Below are 23,666 nucleotides of genomic sequence, written 5' to 3' on the forward strand. Positions count from 1 at the left end.
ATCCACCCCCTGGCACAGCTACAGTGGCGGTGACCCTCAGGAATCACTACCGGATTGGACCAGCTCGTGCCGGAAATTCTTCAGCGACTGGTGAGCTTCGCCACGCGTCGGGGACGCATCTCCACCGTGGACGCAGCCAAGGCAGCACCCCCGCCTTCACCACTCGCCCCCATTGACCTCACCGACCACTCGCAAGTGGCCGGTGTGATGAACCTCGCTGCCAGAATCGGGGACATCCTGTTGTCCTCCGGCACATCCAACAGCGATACAAAAGTTCAGATCCAGGCGGTGACCGCCGCCTATGGCCTCTACTACTGCCATGTGGATATCACCCTGAACACCATCACCATCTTCACCAATATCGGTGTGGAGAGAAAAACCCCGGTCAGTATCTTCCGGGTGGTGCACAAGCTGGACACCAACTTCTCCAAACTGTCAGAGGTCGACCGTCTGATCCGGTCGATCCAGGCAGGTGCCACACCGCCTGAGATCGCGGAGAAGATCCTCGATGATCTTGAACAGTCCCCCGCCTCCTATGGTTTCCCCACCGCGCTGGCCGGCTGGGCCGCGATGGGTGGGGCGGTGGCGATTCTGCTCGGTGGTGGTTGGGCCGTGGCCCTGATGTCCTTTGTCACCTCAGGGGTCATCATCGGAGTGGCCACACTGCTGAGCAGGGTTGGTCTGCCCCAGTTCTTCCAGAATGTCGCAGGAGGGTTCATCGCGACCATGCCCGCGGCGATCGCCTACAGTCTCGCCCTGGACTATGGGTTGGAGATCAAACCTTCCCAGATCATCGCTTCCGGCATCATCGTGTTGCTCGCGGGACTGACCCTGGTTCAGTCACTCCAGGATGGCATCACCGGCGCTCCGGTCACCGCCAGCGCCCGGTTCTTTGAAACTCTGTTGTTCACCGGTGGCATCGTCGCAGGCGTGGGTTTGGGCATTCAGTTGTCAGGTGCCATCGGGGTGATGCTGCCCGCACTGGAAACAGCCACGGCACCCAACCCGGCATCCATCGCGGTTCGGGTTGTGGCCGGCGGCGTGACAGCGGCGGCCTTCGCGGTGGGTTGTTATGCGGAATGGTCCTCGGTGGTCATCGCGGGTGTCACCGCACTCGTCGGTTCCACCATCTTCTACTTCATGATGTCTTTGGGTACCGGCGGTGTGGTCGCCGCCGCGGGCGCCGCCACCGCCATCGGTTTCGCCGGTGGTCTGTTGGCACGTCGTTTCCTCATTCCACCCCTCATCGTCGCGATCGCCGGAATCACGCCGATGCTTCCCGGCCTGTCCATCTACCGAGGCATGTATGCAGCTCTCTCGGAGCAGACGCTGATCGGCTTCACCAACATCGCCGTTGCGCTCGCCACCGCCTCAGCACTGGCAGCCGGCGTGGTCTTCGGTGAGTGGTTCGCCCGCAAGCTGCGTCGTCCACCACGGATCAGGCCGTACCGGGCACTGATCAAGGCCACCCAGTTCTCCTTCCAGGAACTGCGGGATACGGAGAATTCCCGCCGGACCTCAAGGAACAAATCCCCAGGACGGTAACCAGATCCCCGGGAAATGGAGTAGACTACGTGGTTGATCGCGTTGTAAAACCCAGGAGGATCCTTGCCGGCTAAAATCTCTGACACCCGCCCCACCCCCGAAACTCTTCATGCTGTTGAAGAGGAGACCGCTGCAGGTGCGCGCAGGATTGTCGCTACTTATGCCAAGGACTTCTTCGATGGTGTGACCCTCATGTGCATGCTTGGTGTTGAACCTGCTGGCCTGCGCTACACCAAGGTCGCCTCAGAGCACGAGGATGCTCAGCCGAAGAAGGCCACCAAGCGGACCCGTAAGGCACCTGCCAAGAAGGCCGCCGCCAAGAAAACCACGGCGAAGAAGACCCCAGCGAAGAAGACTGCCGCCAAGAAAACCACGGCGAAGAAGACCACCAAGAAATCCTGATTTAGACTTGGCCCCATGGAAGAACTCAATAGCTTCGTTGTCGTAGCCAATCGCCTTCCGGTGGACATGACCGTCCACCCAGATGGCACGCACAGCATCACGCCGAGTCCCGGGGGTCTGGTCACCGGCCTGTCCCCGGTGCTTGAACAGCACCGGGGTTGTTGGGTTGGTTGGCCCGGTTCCGTCGATGTGGCCCCTGAGCCTTTCCGCACGGACACCGGAGTGCTCCTCCACCCTGTGCGCCTCACCGCGAGTGACTTCGAGGGTTTCTATGAGGGCTTCTCCAATGCCACCCTGTGGCCACTTTTCCACGACCTGATTGTCCCGCCCGTCTACAACGTGGAGTGGTGGCACGCCTTCAGGGAAGTGAACCTGAAATTCGCCGAAGCTGTCAGCCAGGTGGCCGCACCCGATGCCACGGTGTGGGTGCAGGATTATCAGCTTCTGCTGGTTCCCGGCATCCTCCGTCAGATGCGTCCCGATCTGAAGATCGGGTTCTTCCTCCACATTCCTTTCCCTTCCCCGGAGCTCTTCCGACAGCTTCCCTGGCGCGAGGAGATTGTGCGTGGGATGCTCGGTGCAGATCTCGTGGGGTTCCACCTGCCCCAGAATGCGGAGAATTTCCTCAGCCTCACCAGTCAGGTCGCGGGAACAGCAGGTTCTCACACGGGTCAGCCAGATCAGCTGGAGGTCACCGGTCAGGCCCTGATCCGTGAGGTGGGTGCCGCGGTCATCACTGCGGACGGCCGGAAGGTGGGTGTGGGGGCGTTCCCCATCTCCATTGATACGGCGGCGGTCGGGGAGGCGTCGATAAGCTCTGTCAAGGCGCTACGCGCCGACCTGGGGGCACCGGAAACCGTGCTACTCGGTGTGGACCGGCTTGATTACACCAAGGGCATCCTGCAGCGGCTCCTCGCGTTCGAGGAGCTGCTGGAATCCGGTGCGCTGGATCCGGAAACCACCGTGTTTTTGCAGGTGGCCACGCCATCCCGGGAGCGCATCGAGCACTACCGCGTGTCGCGGTCCCAGGTGGAGGAGGCCGTCGGTCGGATCAACGGCCGGTTCGGAAAAATGGGACATCCGGTGGTGCACTATCTGCACCGTTCCCTGCCCAAGGATGAACTGCAGGTGCTGTACACCGCGGCGGATATCATGCTGGTCACCCCGTTCAAGGACGGCATGAACCTGGTGGCCAAGGAGTATGTGGCCGCTCACCGTGACGGGACGGGGGCGCTGGTGCTCAGTGAGTTTGCCGGTGCCGCCGATGAGCTCACCGAGGCTTATCTCTGTAATCCCTTTGACCTGGAATCCATCAAACGTCAGATCATCGCGGCGGTCAATGATCTGGAGCATAACCCTGACTATGCTGCATCCCGGATGAGAACCAACAGTCAACAGGTGCTCTCCCATGACGTGAACGTGTGGGCCAGCAGTTTTCTGACATCCCTGGAGGGTTTTTAAGTGAGACGGCTTCTTCCGGCGGCTTTCGCGATGATCGCAGCCGCCTCCCTCACCGCCTGCGCCGACACCATTCGCATGACGGATTCCACATGGATGGTCAGCAACATCTACACCAGCCCTGATGAGCCGAATGTGGTCAGTGATCTCGTGGTCACCCAACCCACGGTGAACTTCGGTCACGCTTCGGTATCCGGGCACACCGGCTGCGCCCCTTTCCAAGGCCTGGCTGAATTCACCCTGAACGGCGAGGCCAGCACATCGGATGAAGCGGATCACCTGAGATTCACCGAGGTGGAATTTGATGCGCTACCCGATGACTGCATGGGCCAGGAACGTCTGGTTCATGACGAGCTGGTGGAGCTGCTTCCAGGTGCTTTTGATGTCACCCGCTACGGGGATACTGAGCTCCTCCTGACCAGTGATGTTGATGCTCTTGACCGGCCCTCCATCCGCATGGTGTCCTGGGTCATATCAGAATAAATCCGTACACTGGGGACGCATGAGTGAGCACCAGACAGACACCCACCTCCCCGTCCCCACGCTGACCGAACTGGCACAGACCAAGAAGCTGCTGGTCATCTCTGATTTTGACGGCACCATCGCCGGGTTCAGCAAAGATCCTTATATGGTTCCGATCAACCAGAAATCACTGGCCGCGATCAAGAACCTCTCCCGCATGACAGACACAGATGTGGTTATTCTGTCCGGGCGTCACCTCGAAGGGCTGGCGAAGGTTCTGGACCTGGGCAGCTACCGGATCACCACGGTGGGTTCCCACGGTTCAGAGGACTCCTCCCGTCCGCGGGAGCTGAGCCAGGCCGAGGCGGAGGAGCTCGAACGCATCGAGACCGAGCTCGAGCGTGTCATTGACCGGGTGGACGGTGCCTATGTTGAGGTCAAGCCGTTCCACCGCGTGCTGCACTTCATCCGGGTATCCGATCCCGATCTGGTGGCCGGCATCCAGGCCCGCGCAGCCGATGTGGACACCCGCAACCTCAAGGTCACCCACGGCAAGAACATCATCGAGTACTCAGTCTCCAAGACCACCAAGGGCACGTGGATGCGCGAACACCTCAGCCGGGTGGAGCCCACCGGCGTGATCTTCATCGGCGATGACACCACGGATGAGCACGGCTTCGAGGTGCTTTTCGACGTCCCCACCGCCCTGACCGTCAAGGTCGGCGAGGGGGAGACCGCCGCGAAGACACGCGTGGATTCCATCGATGATGTGGGCGACCTGCTGGAGGATCTGGCCTATGAACGCATGCAGCACACGGAGTCCCGCGCGCTCGGTCTCTAGATCTGACGCACCGTGGTTCCAGCGCTGAAGGAGGTTTCCAGCATCACCCTTCCGGAGCCCTGACTATCCTGCTCAATCATGCTGAAGAGCAGCTTTCCGGCTTCAAAGCCCTTCTTCTTATTGGGCTGGATAATGGTGGTCAGGCCACGGGCCAGAGCAAGCTGGGTGCCGTCGAAACCGGTGACGGAGAGGTCCTCCGGCACTGATTTCCCGATGGAGTGCATGTACTCAAGCACACCGAAGGCCAGGGAATCCGTGGTGCACAGCACTGCGGTGAGGTCCGGGTGGGCCTGCAGGAGCGTCCGGGCCACGTCCATGTTATGTTCCCGGTCATTGAGCCAGCATTCCATGATGGGGACATCCGCCGGGTTGATCCCTGCCTCCCGGAACACATCAAGAGCGCCCCGCACTCTCGACTGCTGCACGTGGTGATGGGCATTTTCCAGGCGTTCACGGGTGACACGGCCGTCATTGCGCTCACGGTCCAGACGGATGGAGAGGATACCGATCCTGCGGTGGCCTGCGTCGATTAACGCGGAAGCCGCGGGAGCGATGGCGGCGCGGTCATCGATACCCACGAAGGGAACCTCCTCCTCATCCGCGGGCTGGTCACAGATCACCGTGGGTAGACCACGTTGGCGCACGGCCTGCAGGTGTGGATCGCCCTTGGCCACCGAGTAGATGACAAACCCATCCACCACCGCCTGACTCACCAGTTGCTGTGCTGAAACCAGGTCAACGGACGTCTCGGGGTTCGCCGGGACGAGTGTGAGCATCGTATTTCCATAGGCCGCTTCCGCCATACCCGCGAGGAAATCCACCGAAGCCATGTCCTCGAAGGCATAGGAGAGGTGCTCGGTGAGAAGTACACCGATGGTGCCCACCCGTCGGGTGCGCAGGGACCGGGCCATGGGATCCGGGCCCATGTAGCCCATCTTCTCCGCCGTGTCGAGGATCCGTTTCCGCAAGTCCGCGGACAGCTGTTCCGGCCTGTTATAGGCATTGGAGACGGTGGTTCGGGATACACCCAACTTCGCCGCGATTGATGCGAGGGTGCCTGTTTGTTGAGGACGCCGTGCCATAGTCCTCTAAACCTACCTTCATTTTCATTAGATTTTCATGTTGACAATCGTTTCCAATAAGCATTTACTGGTGTCATGAAAAAGTTTCTGCCACTGCTCCTGCTCCTCCCCCTGAGCGCATGCGCCTCCCCATCTGAGGGGGATGACTCGATCTCCATCGTCGCATCCACCCAGGTCTGGGCGGATGTGGCGGAAGAAATGCTTCCCGGAACCGATGTCCACGCCATCGTCTCAGGCGATACCGATCCGCACTCCTTCGAACCCTCAGCATCCGACATGGCCCGTGTGGAAAACGCTGACATCATCCTCGTCGGCGGGGGTGGCTATGACGCATGGCTCTATGAACCACTCGGTGAGGATGACCGCATTATCAGCGCGATGGATCTGGAACCCCATGACCACTCCGACCACTCCGACCATTCCGACAACGAGCACATCTGGTACTCGCCGGAGGCTGTCTCCAACTTCGCAGGGGATCTGACAACAAAGGTCCGCGAGGTGGCACCTGATACCCAGATCGCCCAGGATGCCGTGGCGAACCACATGGCGGCACTGGCTGCCCGCATCGCCGAACTACCCGAAGCACGCGTGGCACAGACCGAGCCGATCGCCGATCACATGCTCGCCCATTCCCGCATGATCGAATCAACCCCGGCAGGCTACCGGGCCACCACCTTGAGTGAGGGCGAGCCCACCGCGTCCGACGTGGCCGCCTTCCATGAGGCGATCCGCAACGGTGACATCGATATCCTCATCCACAACCCGCAGTCAGCAGCGTCCGTATCCTCCGGCATCCGCGACCTGGCGGAGGAGAACGATATCCCCGTCGTGGACATCACCGAGACACCGGAGGAGGGCCAGAATTTTATCAACACTTTTGAAACCGCAGTCTCCGATCTTGAGCAGGCCAGCCGCTAGAATCAATGCAATGTTGTTGAACTTCGCCGATGCGGCGGTGGACCCCCTCTGGAAGGATCTCAATCTTGAGCTCCGCCGCGGAGAGTTCATTGCCGTGCTCGGACCCAATGGTGTGGGCAAATCCACCCTCCTGGGAACAGTGCTGGGAACACGCAGGCTCACGTCCGGTTCCATCTCCCGTGGCGCCCGCCTGGGTTTCATTCCCCAGCAACGGATGTTCCCGGATATCCCACTCCGCGCACGCGATCTTGTCTCCCTCTCGGGCGCACACGGCGTGTTCAAGAATCGGCGGATGCCGGCAGAAGACGTGGATGAACTCCTCGAACGCGTCGGTGCGACGGGCCTGGCAGGGCGCAAGGTGGGCGAATTGTCCGGTGGACAGCAGCAGCTGGTCCGCCAGGCGCAGGCGCTGGCGGTACGGCCCGAGGTCCTGCTTGCCGACGAACCCCTCCTCAGCCTCGATCCCGGTGCACAACAACGAACAGTCAGGCTACTCGGGCAGTTGAAGGCAGAGGGGGTGGGCCAGATCGTGGTCACCCATGACATCAATCCACTCATCGGCCTGGTTGACCGGATCCTGTACCTCGCCCCCCACGGGCATACCCTCGGCCGGGTGGATGAGGTCATGCAATCCGAGCGCCTATCGGAGCTCTATGATGCCCCAGTCACCGTTGTCCGCGTCAATGATCGAATCGTGGTGGTCTAAATGGCATCCTGGTTGACCGATACCCAGTACCTGCTGACTGTGGATTTTGTGCAGCATGCGCTGATCGCAGCAGCTCTCCTCGGTGTGATCTCGGGCGTGATGGCTCCCCTGATTGTGATCCGGCAGATGTCCTTCTCCGTCCACGCCACCGCGGAACTCGCCCTCATGGGCGCAGCGGCCGCACTGCTCTTCGGTTTCAGTGTGGGAGGCGGTGCCATAGTCGGCTCGGTGATCACCGCGATCCTCCTCGCAGTCCTGGGCATGAAACAACAGGATGCAGCGGTGGGTGTGGTGATGAGTTTCGGACTCGGCCTGGCTGTGTTGTTCATCCACCTGTACCCGGGCCGCAGTTCCACCGCCTTCGCGCTGCTCACCGGTCAGATCGTGGGTGTATCCTCAGCGTCCCTGTGGTTGCTGGTGGCAGTGACGGTCCTCATCGTGGCCGCGGTGGCGATCTTCTGGCGACCGCTATTGTTCGCCTCCGCTGATCCACTGCTGGCGCAGGCATCAGGGCTGAATGTGCGCATGATCGCCATCGGCTTCGCCGTGCTGGTGGGCCTGGCCACCTCACAATCTGTTCAGATCGTGGGCGCTCTGCTGGTGATGTCACTGCTCATCGTGCCCGGCGCGGCAGCGGTGCAGGTGTCATCCAACCCGGTGATGACAGTGGTTCTCGCGGTCATCTTCGCAGAGGTCTCCGCCGTGGGAGGCCTGCTGCTGTCCCTGGCCCCGGGACTACCGGTGAGCGTGTTCGTGACCACCATCTCGTTCATCATCTATCTGGTGTGCAGGCTCACCGGGTGGCTCCGGGGACGGGGTGCAAAACGGGACGAGGATGCGTACAGGCGACGCCTGTTGCACTCCTGATCCCTTCCTACTCGGCCAGGCGACGCTGACGCGCGAACTCAGACAGCACCACACCAGCCGCGACCGAGGCGTTGAGGGACTCCACCCACGGCTCGGTGGGAATGGACATGATGGTGTCACAGTTCTCCCGGACCAGACGAGAGATACCCTTGCCTTCTGAACCGACGACGATGACCACGTTGTCGGTTCCGTCATAGGTGTCCAGGGTGTGGTCGCCGCCGGCATCCAGACCAACGACCTGGTAACCGTTCTTCTGAAACTCCTGGATGGTGCGGGTCATGTTGGTTTCCTTGGCCACCGGCACACGCGCGGCGGTACCAGCGGAGGTACGCCAGGCCACTGCGGTCACCGATGCGGAACGACGCTCCGGGATGATCACACCGTTGCCACCGAAGGCACCCACGGAGCGGATCACCGCGCCGAGGTTACGGGGATCGGTGATGTTGTCCAGAATGACAAACATGCCCGGCTTCGGGGATGCTGCCGCATTGGCCATCAGATCATGCAGATCCGCATACTCAAACGGTGGGATGGCCAGGCCGATACCCTGGTGCATGCTGTTACCGGTCAGGCGATCAAGTTCAAGCTTGTTCACCTCGAGCACCGGGAGGCCGCGGTCTGCTGCCAGGCGCACTGATTCGCTCAGACGCTCATCATTCGTGGCGCCTTCTGCAACGTAAAGTGCTGTGGACGGGACCCTGGCGTGCAGGCACTCCAGGACTGGGTTGCGGCCCACAACCAGCTCGGTCTGCTCACGCTGATGACGGCCCTTGTCGCGACGCTGGCGTTCCAACTTGCGCTTATGTGCCGCATGATAGGTGCGGTCTTCTGCCTTGGGGGTTGGGCCCTTGCCTCGAAGGCCACGACGGACTTCTCCACCGCTGCCCTTCTGGGCGCCCTTCTTGTTTGTCTTGCGCACACCGCCGTGACGGCCGTCATTTCCTGCCATGGTGAAAATTTTCCCTTCTTAGAAGTCTCACACTCTACTGCAGTTTCCAGGACACGCCATCAGCCGTGTCAACCACATCGATTCCCGCGGACGCGAGTCGGTCGCGCACCTCGTCGGCCACAGCCCAGTTCTTCTCTTCACGAGCGGTGGCGCGCCGATCCAATTCAGCATTGACCAGCACATCCAGGGCGTCATACGCTGAAGAGGTATCGGTGTCTGTGCCCCAGGCGACCGGATCGAAACCAAGCACACCTGTCATCGCACGAACAGTTCCGGCGATGCCCCGGGCCTTCTCCAGATCACCGGCGGCGATGGCACTGTTTCCTTCGCGGACGGCATTATGGATCTCAGCCAGCGCCTTCGGCACAGCCAGATCCTCATCCATCGCGGCTTCGAATCCTTCTGTCCAGGCACCGGTCTCCACATCACCCACGCGCGCCAGGAATGCCTCAATGCGGCGGTAACCGGCGGCGGCCTCGGACAGCGCGGCCTCTGAATACTCCAGCACACTGCGATAATGGGCGGAGCCGAGGTAATAACGCAGCTCCACCGGTCGGACCATCTCCAACATCTTCGGCACGGAGAGGACATTGCCCAGTGACTTGGACATCTTCTCGCCCGCCATGGTCACCCAGTGGTTATGCATCCAATACTGGGCGAAATCATCCCCCGCGGCATGAGCCTGGGCAATCTCGTTCTCATGGTGGGGGAACTGCAGATCCAGGCCACCACAGTGGATGTCGAACTCAGCACCCAGGTACCACGTGGCCATGGCCGAGCACTCCAGGTGCCAGCCCGGTCGGCCTTCGCCCCACGGGGTGGGCCAGCTGGGTTCGCCTGGCTTCGCGGCCTTCCACAGGGCGAAGTCCTGAGCGCCCCGCTTGCCGAAGTTGTCGGTCTCGCCCTGCTCCATCTCCTCCACGCGATTGCCGGAGAGGAAACCATAATCGGAGCCTTCGGAGGCAACCCACGCCGCCACATCGAAGTACACGGAACCATCAACGGCATATGCGAAACCGTTGTCGATCAGGCGGTGCATGTACTGGATCATCTGCGTGATGTGTCCGGTGGCACGCGGCTCAACACTGGGGGGCAACACACCCAGGGTGCTATAAGCCCAGGTGAATTCACGTTCATAGGTGGATACCCACTCCCACCACGGGCGACCATTCTCGGCGGCCTTGGTCAGGATCTTGTCATCGATGTCGGTGACATTGCGCACGAACGCGACATCCAGCCCCTTGGCCATAAGCCAGCGGCGGAGAATGTCAAAGGCCACGCCGGAGCGGACATGGCCGATGTGTGGCTGTGCCTGTGGGGTCGCACCACACAGGTACACCGAGGCATGACCTGGTTGAACAGGCTGAAATTCTCGAAGCGTACGGGTACCGGTGTCAAAGATGCGTAGAGTCACGTCCCCTAGTCTAACCTGTGTACGAACACGCAAGGATTCAACTTAAGGTGTAGCAGGCACTGTTTCTTTAATTGCAACGTTAAGAAGGTTGGCTCCCGCTTCAATTTCACCCAAACCATAAGTATTGACAGGTCCGGTTTTCTTGTAATTGGAGACAACAATCGGCGTGGTTACCTCATAACCTGCAGCCTTGATGGCATCGATATCGAATTCACACAGCAGCTCACCTGCTTGGACTTCATCGCCTTGCTTTTTCAGCGAGTTAAAGTGCGTGCCGTTGAGGTTTACTGTGTCGAAACCAATGTGCATCAAGATATCCACATTGGAACCATCCTCAGCCTTGGTGCGAACTGCGAAAGCATGGCCAGATGGGAATGCCACCACAATCTTTCCACTCACCGGAGAAACTAACTGCCCCTTGGTTGGGACGATGGCAACGCCCGAGCCAAGCTTTCCGCTGGCAAACATGGCATCGCTGACGCTGCTCAGTGCAATAGCTTCACCGGTCAAAGGTGCCTGGATGATGGTGGAATCGTTTGAAAATTCTGCGGGTGCTTCTGCTTCGGCTTTGGTCGTTCCTGAAGGCACTGGAGCAGCGGTTGCATCTGGATCAATGCTGCCGTTGCGGCGAACCAAGTAAAGGCCATAAGCAATCGCTGCGCCGAATGCGATGAAGAAGGTAACAACTGCACACACCAAGAACATGACCATATCTGGGGCATCAATAGAGACAACACCCAAGAAACCTGCAGCGCCCAACGCAACTGCCTTGATATTAAAGAGTGCAATCAAAGCGCCACCGATAGCTGCGGTACCGATACCGATGAAGAACGGCCAGCGCAGGCGAAGGTTCACACCGAAGATCGCAGGCTCCGTAATACCAAGAACAGCGGAGACACCTGAAGCACCTGCAAGGCCCTTGAGCTTTTCACTCTTCGCCAGGAAGAACACTGCCAAACATGCCGCACCCTGGGCGATGTTAGCCATAGATGCCGTTGCGAAGATGAAGGATCCACCCTGGTTAAACAGCTCCAGCTCAATTGGCGGGAAGGACTGGTGCAGACCAGTGATGACGATTGGTGAGTAGACCAGACCGAAGAGCAGACCGCCGACTGGACCACCGAAATCATAAAGTCCCTGTAGACCGTGTGCCAGCACATCGCCCACCCAGCGCATTGCTGGGCCAATGGCGATGAATGTAAGGAATCCGGTGAGCAGCAACGTCAGCACTGGAGTGATCAGGAAGTCTGCAGTGCCCTTGAGTCGCTTGTGCAAGAACTTTTCGATCGTTGCCAGAATCCAAGAAACCACCAGCACAGGAAGCACGGTGCCCTGGTAACCGGCTTGGGCAACATCTAAACCAAACAGGGACCACATAGGCATTTCGCCCGCAGCCATGGTGGCGGCCACGTCGTAGCCGTTAACCAGGGTTGGGAACACCATCGCCATACCAATGCCGGCGCCCAGGAACTCATTGCCACCGAAACGCTTGGTTGCGGTGAAACCAACCAACACTGGCAAGAACGCGAACGGCGCAGATGCCATGAGGTTGATCATCTCAGCAACACCGCTGATCTGAGGGAACATCTCCACCAGTGATTGCGGACCGAACAGATCCTGCGCAACCAACACATTGTTGATAGCCATGAGCAGACCGCCACCAACCAAGATTGGAATCAGCGGGACGAAAATGTCCGCCAATACCTTCACAGCACGGCTGAACCAGTTGGCGTTGTTAGCCACAACATCTTTGAGCTGCTCTGTGGACACAGCGATGTCTTTGGAGGTTGCGTCATCGAGTTCTTTGAAAACATGATCCACATCGCCTGGCCCGACGATGATCTGGAACATACCACCCGTTTCAAACGTGCCTTTCAGATCTGGATCATCATCCAGACTTTGGCGATCCACATCCTTGGTGTCTTTGAGCACGAGGCGTAAACGCGTTGCACAGTGTGCGGCGGCGACAATGTTGTCTTCGCCGCCAATGTCGCGCAGGATGCGTTGCGCGAGGTCCTTATGGTCCATGAATTTCTCCTTAACCGGGAAGAAACAAAAATATTCAGACATGAATGTTTGTTCAAAAGCTAAACAACATTAAACCTGTTTATTTGTGTCCGATCAAGGGATTTTGCGAAGTATTTGTACAATTCGCCACAAAAGACCCTTTTTATGACTTATCTCTCAATAGTGTCACCTTTGAAGGCCCGGAAAGCGAATGAAACCTGTCCATCACCTGCAGTTATCTCAATGGCTGTATTATCGTCCGCGATCACTAATTCGCCAGGTTTTACCTCAGCTACGCGACGATCACCATCACGATCCACAGACAAACGGACACCATCCCACTCGAGGGAAATATTGCCTCGGATGTCTACTCGGACAGGTTCAGAACCTAATACAGATCTGATTACCCCCGACTCCCCCTCTGGGAGAAGAAGCTCTTGATAGATCGCGTGGTTGCGCAAATGAAGCTTGCGGGGCACAGTCAGGCAGTGCACCCATCCTTCCTGTGCAACTGTTGGGTGATCATCCTGCGCGGGCAGCCCCATCCAGCCCACGAGCCAGGCATCAGAACCGTTTACTGCAACCTGCGGTGCGTAGAATTCATAGCCGAAATCCAGCTCGCTGAATCCTCGCAAGACGCGGAAGGTCGTTCCTTCAAGCTTGCCGACGACATATCCGCACTGGTCAGAGCTTGCGTAGTGAGTAACCTCATCGTGGATTCGGTCCAATCCTTGTGGACAGAAAATCAGCACGTCGAGATCTTCGCCAGTTTCTTCATCGCGAAGCGTAAAAAGGTTGGGGCATTCCCACATGTAGCCACCGGGAACGAGATCAGGAGCAGAACCAGGTTGTGCATCACTGAGGTCAAAGGTGATTTCACCGGAGAATTCCCAGTTTTCAAGATCTGTCGAGCGGTATAGAACCGCTGCACCGGTGAGGTTTTCGCGTTGGGCCCCAAGAACCATTTTCCAACCATCACCATCAGGGCTGATCATGGGATCGCGGTAATGGGGTGTGAAACCGCTGGCGGGTCCGTCGATAAGCGGATTTTTAGGCGAACGGCGATGAATGCCTCCCATCAGCCCAGTTGGGTCCTCGACTTCGACGAGGTTTTGGGTGGCGCGGCGCTTGCCGTCAATTTTTAGGTTGCCGGTGTAGAAAAGTTTAAGTGTGCCGTCAGTAAATACGGCTCCACCGGAATAGCATCCATCCAGGTCATAGGATGCATCCGGGTAAAGAGCGTCGGGCAGGTGCGTCCACTGCAATCGCTGCGGTCCGGTCAACGGCGTGGTGGTGTGAGCCCAGCCGGTGCGCTTTGGTGCGAAGGGGAAACCTGGATCGTGCTGGTAGTAGACGTGGAGGGTATCTCCATCGACGTACATTCCGTTGGGATCATTGAGCCTGCCCTGCGGAGGAGTCACATGGTACGCAGGGCGCAAACTGGAAAGTTCTGTGTGCATAGCCCCACACACTACTTTCCTTTTTGTTTCTAGCGCAGCTTTAATTGCTCCATGGTGCGGTAGTAATCGGCGTGCTCGAGGCGGGATGCGGCCGCCTCATCCACCACGATGGTCACATTCGGGTGCAGCTGAAGAACTGAACCCGGGCACATCGCCGTCAGGGGGCCCTCGACGATGCCCCAGATGGCATCCGCCTTCGCCATGCCGGTGGCCACCAGCACGATGTTCTCCGCGCGGGTGATGGTGCCCAGCCCCTGGGTCATGGCGTGGGTGGGCACCTCCTCCAGGGAGTTGAAGAAGCGCGCGTTGTCCTTGATCGTCTGTGGATGCAGTGCCTGCACCTTGGTCGGTCCCTGCAGGGCGGAGGTCGGTTCATTGAAGCCGATGTGTCCGTTCACGCCCACACCGAGCAGCTGGATGGCCACACCGGAGGCGGAGATCTTCTCCTCGTACAGGGCGGCAGCGTGATAGGGATCAGGGTCGGTGCTGTCCGGGCTGTGGACATTGGAGTCGACGAAATCCACATGCGCGGTGAACTCGTTGCGGATGGTCTTGAAGTAGCTGTTGACATCCTCGCGGGACAGACCCACGTACTCATCGAGCAGGAATGCCTGGATCGTGCGGAATGAGAGATCGCCATCCTCGTAGAGACGGATCAGCTCTTTGTAGGTGGTCAGTGGGGACGAGCCGGTGGCCAGGCCGATGGTCCGGCCCTGCTTGACAAATGGGGCGATGACGCCCGCCGCGGTCTCTCCGACTTCCTGAGCATTCGCCCGAATGAAGATGTCCATTTTAATATCCTTTACTAAGTGGGTATTTAATTAGAGTATCGGGCCGGGGGTCCAAACCTTAAGTATTGTGCCATTTGAGTCCAAAACCACAAGATTCAGGGGAGCACCCTCGAAAATGCCATGGTCAGGGAGGTCGAGGATCCGAGCCGGGGTGGTGGAGGTGAAGGTCGTGGCGTCGATAAGCGCCATACCCCGGCCCACATGGCGCCGGAACTGCTGCGCCAACGTGGTGGTACCGCCTGCTATGGGCCCGCCGGTGAGGCGGGCGACACCGCCGACGACGGTCACGTCAAGGCGCCCCAGCGTATAGGACCCGTCCGGCATTCCCGCGGCTTCCATCGCGTCAGTGACAAAAAATGCGTTGGTCTGCGGCAACCGCACCATTGCATCGTGGAGATGCACACCATCAGCCACCAGTTCCACATACGCCCTCCCCTCGTGGGCTGCCAGCAGCAGGGCACCCGCCGCACCGGGCGCGCGGTGATGCACCGGAGGCATGGCGTTGAACAGATGTGTCGCGGTGACCGTCAGACCACGCGCCAGCGCCTTGTCCACACCCGCACAGGTCAGATCGAAATCCGCATCCGTGTGCCCGAAGGAGCAGATGATGCTGTGGGCGGAGCACAGATCCAGCAATGCCTCGAGATTGTCCGTCTCCGGGGCCAGTGTGATGGAGCGGATCCACCCACCAGCGGAGACGATGATGCGCGCGAGGTCTGTCGGATTGCCCGGGTAGATAAACTCCGGATTCTGGGCGCCGCAACGGCTGGCGTTGATATACGGGCCCTCAAGGTGAAATCCGTGGATCAGGCCTTCTTCTGCGAGTGGGATGAGCGTGGTGATCTGAGCGATGAGATCATCCGGGGACGCCGACACGAGGCTCGCCAGCATGGTGGTGGTGCCGTGTGCACGGTGGTAGAGGGCTGCCCGGCGGGCCTGGTCGAGCGTGCCTGTGGGAAAGGAACCGCCTGCACCGCCATGATTGTGCAGATCCACGAACCCGGGGACAATCGTCGGGCCATCAGGACTCAGGGTATCGGGCGCCGGGTGGCCGCGAACCTCTGTGATGCGTCCATCGTGGGCGATGAGGTGTCCGTCGATGACGCCATCAGGCGTGACAATTCTTCCTTCGATCTTCATCTGGAGGCCTCTCCGGGAATCAACCCAGCCTGTTCTCGATCATGCGGAGAAACGGGGCGTGATGGTTGCGCACAGCCACGCGGTAGGCCTCTGGATCACGTGCTGACAGTGCCTCCACGATGTCACGGTGGGCCTCGATCGCCCGGTTCATGTCATCCGGCATGGGCAGATCGAGCAGTGCCTGGGACTCCGACTGGATCCGCCGGAAGGCCTCGCCGAGTTCACTGATCAGAGGATTGCGGATCCGGGCAAGCAGCGTGAGGTGGAAATTCTGGCTCTCCTGAGCAAAAGGAACGCCCTGCTTGTGGTTCGCATCCATCTTGTCCACCAGCGCGAGGAGCTCACCACGCCAATCCTCCGAGAAGGTCTCAACGAGTTCCTGCCCCACCGAGAGGTCAAGCATCTCCCGCGTCTCCACCACGTGACGAAGATTCTCCAGGGAGGTGTCTGCATCCAGAACCGCTCGGAATGTCATCACGTTGATGAGTGGTTCAAGCGACATCTCCGAAATGAACGTGCCATATCCGTGGCGGACCTCCACGATATCCAGCGTCACCAGCGTCCGGATCGCTTCACGGATGGCTGACCGGGAACATCCGAGCTCCTCGCAGAGAAAGGTCTCCGGTGGAAGGGCATCTCCCGGCCGCAGATTCTGGTCACGGATATAGCGCTTGATTCCCCTGACCGCTTCCTGGGTGGTCGACCGTGCGCGGGCGGGTCTTCGAGGTGCAGTGATGTTTCTCGCCTCATTCCTGTCGGTCACAAAACATGTTCCACGTTAGCCGGTCTGCTGCACCCCGGTGTGGCCTTTGGGTTTCAGGATTGAGCTTTACGACGCCCAGACCACTGCGGTGGCCAGGGCCGCCCTGCCCTCACCGCGTCCGGTGAAACCCATATGGTCCGTGGTCGTGGCCGACAGCGAACATGGAGCACCGATGATCTCTGAGATCACCTGCTGCGCCTCTTCCCTGCGGGGTCCGAATTTGGGTGTCTGCCCGACCAGCTGTGCGGCGACATTGCCGATGGTGAAACCGCGGGATTCCAGCAGTTCACGCACCTCGACCAGCAACTGGGTGCCGGAGACACCGTCATACTCCGGACGGCCGACACCCACGAAGGAACCCAGATCACCCAACCCGGAGGCAGAGAGCAGCGCGTCAACGATGGCATGCGCCACCACGTCCCCGTCGGAATGCCCTTCACACCCATCTGCCCCCTCGAAGAGGAGGCAGGCGATCCAGCAGGGTTTGCCCGCCTCGATCTGGTGGGCGTCGGACGCGATTCCTACACGGGGGATGATGGGGTTAGTCACCTGGCACCTCAAATATCGTGGGTTCCGCCTCATCGGTGATCCGTTGGGCGAGCATCATGTCAATCGGGGTGGTCACCTTGAAAGCCATCGGATCGCCCTGCACACAGGTGACCTCCACCCCGGACCACTCCATCAGGCTGGCGTCATCAGTGGGGATGAAACCGGCTTCGGTAGTGGTTAAGAATTTCTCATTGGCGGCGCGGAGTTCAGAGAGACGGAATCCCTGAGGGGTCTGAACAGCGCGGAGTTCGGCCCGGTTGGGGGTACCTACCACCGTCGAGCCGTCGACACGCTTGATGGTGTCTGCAACCGGCAGGACCGGGATGACCGCCGGGGATCCGTCAGCGACCGAGCGCGCAACGCGCGCAATCATGCCGGGAGGAGTGAGCGCGCGGGCGCTGTCGTGGATGAGCACGATCGCCTCGTCATGGTCAATGGCCTGCAGGCCAGCCCAGACGGAATCAGCACGTTCCCCACCACCGTGGACAAGGCGCACCCGCACGCCCTCCGGTTCGCTGAGCAGGCCACGCTTCTCCAGCAGCTCGCGGGCATAGTCCTCCATGTCAGGGCTGACGAGAATGATGATCTCATCGACCACTTCGGAGGTGAGCATCGCGCGCAGGGATCGCTCCAGAAGGGAACGGCCCCGCAACGTCACAAACGCCTTGGGGACCGGCCCGCCGAGACGCGTGCCCCGGCCGGCTGCCGCGAGCAGGGCAACAACGGGAAGCCTGACCACGGGGATCTAGTCTTCGTCGTCGAAGCTCAGGTCATCGAGATCCACATCGGAATCATCGAAGTCATCGAAGGCGTCCTTCTTCCCGCCTTCCTCACCGAAGAGATCCGCACGGTGACGGGCGATGGTCTCATCGACCTCACCAAGGAAGGAATCCGCCTTGGCATCATCCACGGTCTCGGCGAGCGCGAGTTCGCCCACCAGCACCTGACGGGCCTTGGCCAGCATGCGCTTCTCACCGGCGGACAGTCCACGGTCCTGATCACGGCGCCACAGATCACGCACGACCTCGGCCACCTTGTTCACGTCACCGGATGCCAGACGCTCCTGGTTTGCCTTGTAGCGGCGGGACCAGTTACCTGCCTCCTCCACATCGGTTTCACGCAGCACGGAGAAGACCTTCTGCAGGCCTTCCTCGCCCACCACATCACGAACTCCGACGAGCTCAGCATTCTTGGCTGGGACGCGGACCACGAGATCGGACTGGTTGATCTGGAGCACCAGATAGTCCATCGTCTCCCCGTTGAGCTCACGCTGTTCGAGAGCCGTGATCATTGCAGCTCCGTGATGGGGGTAAACGACGGTATCGCCGACCTTGAAATCCATTCCCACTCCTCTTCATGGCAGTGCGCCATGTTATTCGTCCTGACAGGTCGCAGGCAGCCAGTGCAGGCACCATGAGCGCAGACCTTAACCGCCATGATTCTACCATGAATGACCAAGTGGAGATTCCCTACCCAGCCCCGGATGGCAACCGCAATGAGATGCTTATCATATCGGGCCCGCCGGATCGTTCCACGGAGATGGCGGGGTGATGATGAGCTGATAGCAGCACCATTTCCCCTCGGACATACCCACGCGCCGGATCATCTCCGGGCAGGACTTTATGCCCCTTTCGTTTGCCCCCGTTTACACCCTCGGTTAAGTCAACCAACTGTGTGAACCGGCCCGAACGGACTAGGGTTGTCTGCAGCATATCCAGTTTTTCTGGATGGTTCCTGGAATATTGACCCAAGTGGAGGACGAATCCGTGAAGTCCCTGAATTCAGCTGCCCGCCGCGGCGCGATCATGACTGTTGCCGCACTGTCGGCGCTTGCGCTTGCTTCTTGCAGTGCAGGACAGGTCACCCAGACCTCAACCCAGGCTGACGCTGTTGATGGCGCTAGCGCCGACGTTGATAGTGGCGTTATCGCCCTCCGCGATGTCACTGTCCACGTCAACGACGAGGGCGAGGCCGGCCTGAAGTTTGTCGCCATCAACCAGGACACCTCCCACACCGCCCACACCTTGGAGAGCGTCACGATTGACGGCGCCGAGGTTGATATTGACGGTGCTGATCCCCTCAACCGCAACTGCATGATCGTGGCAGACCTGCAGGAGGAGCTGGACAAGCTCGTCGAACCTGACGCCGGTTGCACCCAGCACGTGGCCACCTCGGTGGAGAACCCAGGCTTCGCCTACGGCGGTAACCTGCCGGTCGAGTTCATCTTCGACACCGGTTCCATCACCGTTGACGCTGCCATCTCCGCACCACTGCTTGAGTCCGGCACCTTTGACCGTGTGCAGGGCGAGGGTTCCAACTAGGTTCACCCTCCACCTCAACCCAGGCTCCGGCCTGGGTTTTTTTGCTTTTCGACGCCCCCACAGTATTCGAACACGTTTTTGTCCCGGGCACAGTTTAGGATGAGTGCCATGGTTAAAAAGGCACGCAGTGTGCATGAATGTTCCGAATGCAGTTATTCCAGTCCGAAATGGCTGGGTCGGTGCCCCGAGTGTGGTTCCTGGGGTTCCATGGAGGAACGCACCGTCGGTGCCAGTGGTGGCGCTGCCAAGGCCGCAGTATCAGGAACCGCCCCGGCTGGCCTGACCCCCACTTCCCCGGCCGTCCCGATCGGGAAGATCGTCGCCTCCACCGCCACGAGCATCTCCACCGGCATCGGTGAACTGGATCGCGTGCTGGGCAGCGGCATCGTCCCCGGTTCCGTGGTGCTCATGGCCGGCGAACCCGGTGTGGGTAAATCCACGCTGCTCCTGGAGGTGGCCAGCAGGTGGGCTTCCATGAAGGAGGGTGACGGGACGCGCACCGCGCTGTATGTCACCGCTGAGGAGTCGGCGGGCCAGGTGCGTCTCCGGGGAGAACGCACCGGGGCGTTGAAGGACACGTTGTACCTTGCTGCGGAGTCGAACCTGGATGTGGTTTTCGGTCACGTCAATCAGCTCAAACCCAGCCTGCTCATCGTGGACTCCGTCCAGACAATGCACGCCACCGGCGTGGAGGGTGTTGCAGGTGGCGTGGCCCAGTCCCGTGCGGTGACCGCTGCATTGACCACCCTGGCCAAGACTTCCGGAGTACCCATCCTGCTGGTCGGACACGTAACCAAGGACGGCAATGTGGCCGGCCCCCGCGTTCTGGAGCATCTGGTGGATGTGGTGCTCAACTTCGAGGGTGACCGTCATTCCTCGTTGCGCATGCTACGCGGCATCAAAAACCGTTTCGGCGCCACCGATGAGGTGGGATGTTTCGAACAGCAATCCGATGGCATCAAGGAGGTGCCGGATCCTTCGGGGCTGTTCCTCTCCCACCACGGTTCCACACCGGACGGCACGGCCGTAACCGTGGCCATGGACGGTGTCCGTCCCCTGCTGGCTGAAGTTCAGAGCCTGCTGGTGGATGCCCCCTCCAAGAATCCACGTCGTGTGGTGACCGGTTTGGACGCGAACCGTGTTCCGATGGTGCTGGCGGTTCTCTCCGCGCGTGCGGGGCGTGCCACCCAGAGCAAGGATGCCTACGTGGCCACCGTGGGAGGCATGAAGGTCGGCGAACCTGCAACTGACCTGGCAGTGGCGCTGGCCACCGCATCCGCCCTGGCCAAGAAACCCCTGCCGGACAAGACCGTGGTGCTGGGCGAGGTGGGTCTGGCCGGGGAGATCAGAAGGGTGCCCAATGTGGATCGCCGTCTCGCCGAAGCCGAACGGCTGGGTTATGAAAAGGCCATCGTGCCTGCGGGTTCCGGGGTGAAACGGAGTGGACTGAAAATTATCGAGGCATCAACGCTGGTCGATGCCCTGGCCGCTGTAAAGTTGTGATCCATGAGTCCCACCACCACCCCTGTGGATAATGTCCAGGATGTCCACACCATGCGAGACACCCTGCAGCGCCTCGCACCGGGCACCCCACTCCGCGACGGCCTGGACCGCATCGTCCGCGGCCATACCGGTGCCCTGATCGTCATCGGTGATGAAGAGAACGTCACCTCCATCTGCGATGGCGGCTTTGAATTCGATGTCACCTTCGCAGCCACCCGCCTGCGCGAACTCTGCAAGATGGATGGTGCCGTTGTTCTGTCATCCGATGGCGAACGCATCAAACGCGCCAATGTGCAGCTGATCCCCTCCCCCACCTGGCCCACCCAGGAGTCGGGTACCCGACACCGGTCTGCGGAGCGAACCGCCCTGCAGACCGGTGTCCCGGTGATCGCGGTATCGGAATCCCAGAACACCATCACCCTGTACGTGGAGGGCAGATCCCACATCCTGGAGGAACCCTCCACCCTGCTCAACCGCGCCAACCAGGCACTGGGCACCATGGAGCGTTACCGTGACCGCCTGGATCAGGTGAACACCCGACTCCATATGGCTGAGCTGCACAACTATGCCACGGCCATCGATGTGGTCTCGGTGATCCAGCGTGAAGAGATGCTGCGCCGGGTCGGCGAGACCATCGACGCCAACGTGCTCGAACTGGGTAAGGAGGCCAAACAGATCCAGATCCAGCTGTCCGAGTTGCGCGGTGATAATGACCGCGAGCGGGAGTTCATCATCGCCGACTACCTGGTCACTGACGGCATCCCCGCCGATGAATCAGTGGAGGAAGCGCTACAGGCCATCTCGGAATTAGATGATAAATCCTTGATGAAGCCCTCCAACATCGCCCGTATCCTCGGCCTGCCACCGACGGAGGAAGCCCTGGATGAACCCGTGGTCCCCCGTGGCTACCGCACCCTCAACCGGGTGCCGCGCGTGCAGAAATTCCTCATGGACAAGCTGATCACCGCGTTCGGCAACCTGGATGCACTGACCCACGCATCCGCTGATGACATCGCAGCCATTGACGGCGTGGGTTCCCTGTGGGCCCGCCACATCACCGATGGTCTGGGACGGTTGAGTTAACCCAGGTTGAAAGTGAGTGCCTGGGAAGGGTTCTCGCCGATGACGGTGTGCAGGAAATAGGAACCTGCTGGGACGGGCTGGCGGTTGGAACACTGTTCAGGCGCGGAGGTGGTGCGTGACCAGATGGCCTGGAAATAGCGCTGCTCACCTGCGGGGAAGATGCGGGTTCCGGTTTCCACGGCAGGGTTGCAATCAACATCCGACCAGACGCGGGCGTTGTTGGCCAGATTGTAGACCTCGAAACGCAGGATGTTGTCGTTGAGGTCGATGTCGCAATCAGCTGCGGTGGGGTTCTCCACCGTCATGTAGAGCTCTGGTTCCTCACCCGGGTCAAAGGTCGGCTTGTTGCTGCCCGCGGTGATGATCAGATCCGAGAGCTCACATGAGTTCTTAGGGGCCTCGGTGGGCTCGGTGGTCTCGGCTGCTTCCGTGGTTCCCCCGGCTGCATCAACCGATGATCCAGCGGCATCCTCCGGGGTGGAGGTGGATTCCTCAGTGGTCTCTTCGGTGGTTGTTTCCACGGCGCTGGTCTCCAGCGTCAGGGAAGCAGCCGCATTATCGGTTTCGGTTTCCTCAGAGGACCCCCCACCCATAGAGACCACCGCCCAGATCGCAAGGGCGATCACGACAAGCAGAATGACAAGCGCAGCCAATCGGCGGCGCCTGTAGATGACTTCGTTGTGTCTCGGCGTTCCCACAGAGATCAGCTTATCCTTGGTCATCACCGGTGGACGCACCAACACGTGGGTGTGTTGGTTTTCCCCACCTACTCCTAGTCAGCGTTGCGGGTAATCACAGTCTCGGTGAGCCCGTCAGACAGACGGTACCGCAGTCCCACGATGCCCACCTCACCGGATTCAACCCGCTCAGCGATCTCCGGAGAACGGGAGAGGATTTGATTAACAGTGGCCAGGACGTGGTGGCATTCGAATTCCTCGGTGGTGGTCTTACCCAACCCACGGGCCTCCAGGATCGAAGGGGCGACCTTCTCAATCAGCACACGCTGATAACCACCCGGAATGTCACCACCATCCAGGGCCGCAACCGTGGCTGCGACAGCACCGCAGGATTCATGTCCCATGACCACGACGAGTGGGACCTCCAGCGCCTCAATGGCGTATTCAATCGAGCCGAACACGGCCTGGTCAAGGATCTCACCCGCCGTACGAACCACGAAGAGATCCCCCAGTCCGACGTCGAAAATGATCTCCACCGGAACACGGGAATCGGAACAGGAGATGACGACAGCGGAGGGCCGCTGTCCTTCACGCAGCGCCTGACGTCGGGGACCATCCTGATTGGGATGATCTCCCCGATGCTCGGTGAATCGCTGGTTACCAGTCTTCAGCGCCTCCCAGACAGCAGCCGGGGTACGTTCTACATTTCTCAATGGCATGGCTCTATT

The 23,666-nt window shown here is 60.1% G+C and carries 24 protein-coding genes; 11 read left to right on the top strand and 13 right to left on the bottom strand.

Features of this window, described 5'->3' with window-relative positions:
- Window positions 1-87: 87 nt before the first annotated feature.
- The 5 genes from thrE to otsB all read left to right on the top strand — a co-directional run bounded on the left by thrE (window position 88) and on the right by otsB (window position 4,708).
- On the top strand, window positions 88-1,545 hold the full coding sequence (gene thrE / locus CFAEC_RS11365; RefSeq protein WP_290279904.1) for a threonine/serine exporter ThrE: 1,458 nt from the start codon (window positions 88-90) through the stop codon (window positions 1,543-1,545).
- A 63-nt stretch (window positions 1,546-1,608) separates the two neighbouring features.
- Window positions 1,609-1,947 (top strand): hypothetical protein, encoded by a 339-nt coding sequence (locus CFAEC_RS11370; protein WP_290276904.1) that lies wholly within the window; start codon window positions 1,609-1,611, stop codon window positions 1,945-1,947.
- 15 nt (window positions 1,948-1,962) lie between these two features.
- Window positions 1,963-3,408, top strand: a complete 1,446-nt coding sequence (locus CFAEC_RS11375) for an alpha,alpha-trehalose-phosphate synthase (UDP-forming) (protein ID WP_290276906.1) — start codon at window positions 1,963-1,965, stop codon at window positions 3,406-3,408.
- Window positions 3,409-3,888 carry an META domain-containing protein gene (locus tag CFAEC_RS11380; protein ID WP_290276907.1) on the top strand — a complete coding sequence of 160 codons (480 nt, stop codon included), beginning with the start codon at window positions 3,409-3,411 and terminating at the stop codon, window positions 3,886-3,888. It abuts the gene before it with no gap.
- A 19-nt stretch (window positions 3,889-3,907) separates the two neighbouring features.
- Window positions 3,908-4,708, top strand: coding sequence for a trehalose-phosphatase (gene otsB, locus CFAEC_RS11385; RefSeq protein ID WP_290276909.1), 801 nt, complete (start codon window positions 3,908-3,910; stop codon window positions 4,706-4,708).
- Here otsB and CFAEC_RS11390 read toward each other — a convergent pair.
- Window positions 4,705-5,790, bottom strand: a complete 1,086-nt coding sequence (locus tag CFAEC_RS11390) for a LacI family DNA-binding transcriptional regulator (RefSeq protein ID WP_290276911.1) — start codon at window positions 5,788-5,790, stop codon at window positions 4,705-4,707. The genes otsB and CFAEC_RS11390 overlap by 4 nt on opposite strands.
- 75 nt (window positions 5,791-5,865) lie before the next feature.
- Between CFAEC_RS11390 and CFAEC_RS11395 the strand changes: the two genes are divergently transcribed.
- From CFAEC_RS11395 to CFAEC_RS11405, 3 genes are read left to right on the top strand one after another with little or no spacing between them, the layout of a single operon-like run.
- On the top strand, window positions 5,866-6,708 hold the full coding sequence (locus CFAEC_RS11395) for a metal ABC transporter solute-binding protein, Zn/Mn family (RefSeq protein ID WP_290276913.1): 843 nt from the start codon (window positions 5,866-5,868) through the stop codon (window positions 6,706-6,708).
- Between the two features lie 10 nt (window positions 6,709-6,718).
- Window positions 6,719-7,414: a metal ABC transporter ATP-binding protein gene (locus tag CFAEC_RS11400; protein ID WP_290276915.1), complete on the top strand. Its 696-nt coding sequence runs from the start codon at window positions 6,719-6,721 to the stop codon at window positions 7,412-7,414.
- The gene (locus CFAEC_RS11405) at window positions 7,415-8,281 is read left to right on the top strand and encodes a metal ABC transporter permease (protein ID WP_290276916.1); all 867 of its coding nucleotides are present in this window, start codon (window positions 7,415-7,417) and stop codon (window positions 8,279-8,281) included. It begins immediately after the preceding gene.
- 7 nt (window positions 8,282-8,288) lie between these two features.
- On the opposite strand, the gene rlmB is transcribed toward CFAEC_RS11405, so the two are convergent.
- The 10 genes from rlmB to CFAEC_RS11455 all read right to left on the bottom strand — a co-directional run bounded on the left by rlmB (window position 8,289) and on the right by CFAEC_RS11455 (window position 18,696).
- Window positions 8,289-9,230 (bottom strand): 23S rRNA (guanosine(2251)-2'-O)-methyltransferase RlmB, encoded by a 942-nt coding sequence (gene rlmB / locus CFAEC_RS11410; RefSeq protein WP_290276918.1) that lies wholly within the window; start codon window positions 9,228-9,230, stop codon window positions 8,289-8,291.
- A gap of 34 nt (window positions 9,231-9,264) precedes the next feature.
- Window positions 9,265-10,644, bottom strand: a complete 1,380-nt coding sequence (cysS, locus tag CFAEC_RS11415) for a cysteine--tRNA ligase (protein ID WP_290276920.1) — start codon at window positions 10,642-10,644, stop codon at window positions 9,265-9,267.
- Window positions 10,645-10,686: 42 nt separating this feature from the next.
- The gene (locus tag CFAEC_RS11420) at window positions 10,687-12,672 is read right to left on the bottom strand and encodes a sucrose-specific PTS transporter subunit IIBC (protein ID WP_290276921.1); all 1,986 of its coding nucleotides are present in this window, start codon (window positions 12,670-12,672) and stop codon (window positions 10,687-10,689) included.
- A gap of 149 nt (window positions 12,673-12,821) precedes the next feature.
- The gene (scrB, locus tag CFAEC_RS11425) at window positions 12,822-14,123 is read right to left on the bottom strand and encodes a sucrose-6-phosphate hydrolase (RefSeq protein ID WP_290276923.1); all 1,302 of its coding nucleotides are present in this window, start codon (window positions 14,121-14,123) and stop codon (window positions 12,822-12,824) included.
- 17 nt (window positions 14,124-14,140) lie between these two features.
- Complete coding sequence (locus tag CFAEC_RS11430; protein ID WP_290276925.1) at window positions 14,141-14,902, bottom strand: glucosamine-6-phosphate deaminase; 762 nt, start codon at window positions 14,900-14,902, stop codon at window positions 14,141-14,143.
- A gap of 30 nt (window positions 14,903-14,932) precedes the next feature.
- Complete coding sequence (locus CFAEC_RS11435) at window positions 14,933-16,042, bottom strand: N-acetylglucosamine-6-phosphate deacetylase (protein WP_290276927.1); 1,110 nt, start codon at window positions 16,040-16,042, stop codon at window positions 14,933-14,935.
- A gap of 19 nt (window positions 16,043-16,061) precedes the next feature.
- Window positions 16,062-16,778 carry a FadR/GntR family transcriptional regulator gene (locus CFAEC_RS11440; protein ID WP_290279906.1) on the bottom strand — a complete coding sequence of 239 codons (717 nt, stop codon included), beginning with the start codon at window positions 16,776-16,778 and terminating at the stop codon, window positions 16,062-16,064.
- A gap of 93 nt (window positions 16,779-16,871) precedes the next feature.
- Window positions 16,872-17,354: a 2-C-methyl-D-erythritol 2,4-cyclodiphosphate synthase gene (gene ispF / locus CFAEC_RS11445; protein WP_290276929.1), complete on the bottom strand. Its 483-nt coding sequence runs from the start codon at window positions 17,352-17,354 to the stop codon at window positions 16,872-16,874.
- Window positions 17,347-18,093 (bottom strand): 2-C-methyl-D-erythritol 4-phosphate cytidylyltransferase, encoded by a 747-nt coding sequence (gene ispD, locus CFAEC_RS11450; protein ID WP_290276931.1) that lies wholly within the window; start codon window positions 18,091-18,093, stop codon window positions 17,347-17,349. Before ispD ends, ispF begins: the two co-directional genes overlap by 8 nt.
- Window positions 18,094-18,099: 6 nt before the next feature.
- Window positions 18,100-18,696, bottom strand: coding sequence for a CarD family transcriptional regulator (locus CFAEC_RS11455; RefSeq protein ID WP_290276932.1), 597 nt, complete (start codon window positions 18,694-18,696; stop codon window positions 18,100-18,102).
- Window positions 18,697-19,105: 409 nt separating this feature from the next.
- Between CFAEC_RS11455 and CFAEC_RS11460 the strand changes: the two genes are divergently transcribed.
- The 3 genes from CFAEC_RS11460 (at window position 19,106) to disA (ending at window position 22,261) form a co-directional block, all read left to right on the top strand.
- Entirely contained in the window at window positions 19,106-19,675 is a 570-nt protein-coding gene (locus CFAEC_RS11460) for a hypothetical protein (RefSeq protein ID WP_290276933.1), read from the top strand.
- Window positions 19,676-19,783: 108 nt separating this feature from the next.
- Window positions 19,784-21,178 (top strand): DNA repair protein RadA, encoded by a 1,395-nt coding sequence (gene radA, locus CFAEC_RS11465; RefSeq protein ID WP_290276934.1) that lies wholly within the window; start codon window positions 19,784-19,786, stop codon window positions 21,176-21,178.
- Window positions 21,179-21,181: 3 nt separating this feature from the next.
- Window positions 21,182-22,261, top strand: coding sequence for a DNA integrity scanning diadenylate cyclase DisA (disA, locus tag CFAEC_RS11470; protein WP_290276936.1), 1,080 nt, complete (start codon window positions 21,182-21,184; stop codon window positions 22,259-22,261).
- Here disA and CFAEC_RS11475 read toward each other — a convergent pair.
- On the bottom strand, window positions 22,258-22,983 hold the full coding sequence (locus CFAEC_RS11475; RefSeq protein ID WP_290276938.1) for a hypothetical protein: 726 nt from the start codon (window positions 22,981-22,983) through the stop codon (window positions 22,258-22,260). The genes disA and CFAEC_RS11475 overlap by 4 nt on opposite strands.
- Window positions 22,984-23,033: 50 nt before the next feature.
- Window positions 23,034-23,657, bottom strand: coding sequence for a carbonic anhydrase (locus CFAEC_RS11480; RefSeq protein ID WP_290276940.1), 624 nt, complete (start codon window positions 23,655-23,657; stop codon window positions 23,034-23,036).
- Window positions 23,658-23,666 lie beyond the last annotated feature (9 nt).

This window comes from Corynebacterium faecale (assembly GCF_030408735.1).
GTDB classification, from domain to species: Bacteria; Actinomycetota; Actinomycetes; order Mycobacteriales; family Mycobacteriaceae; genus Corynebacterium; species Corynebacterium faecale.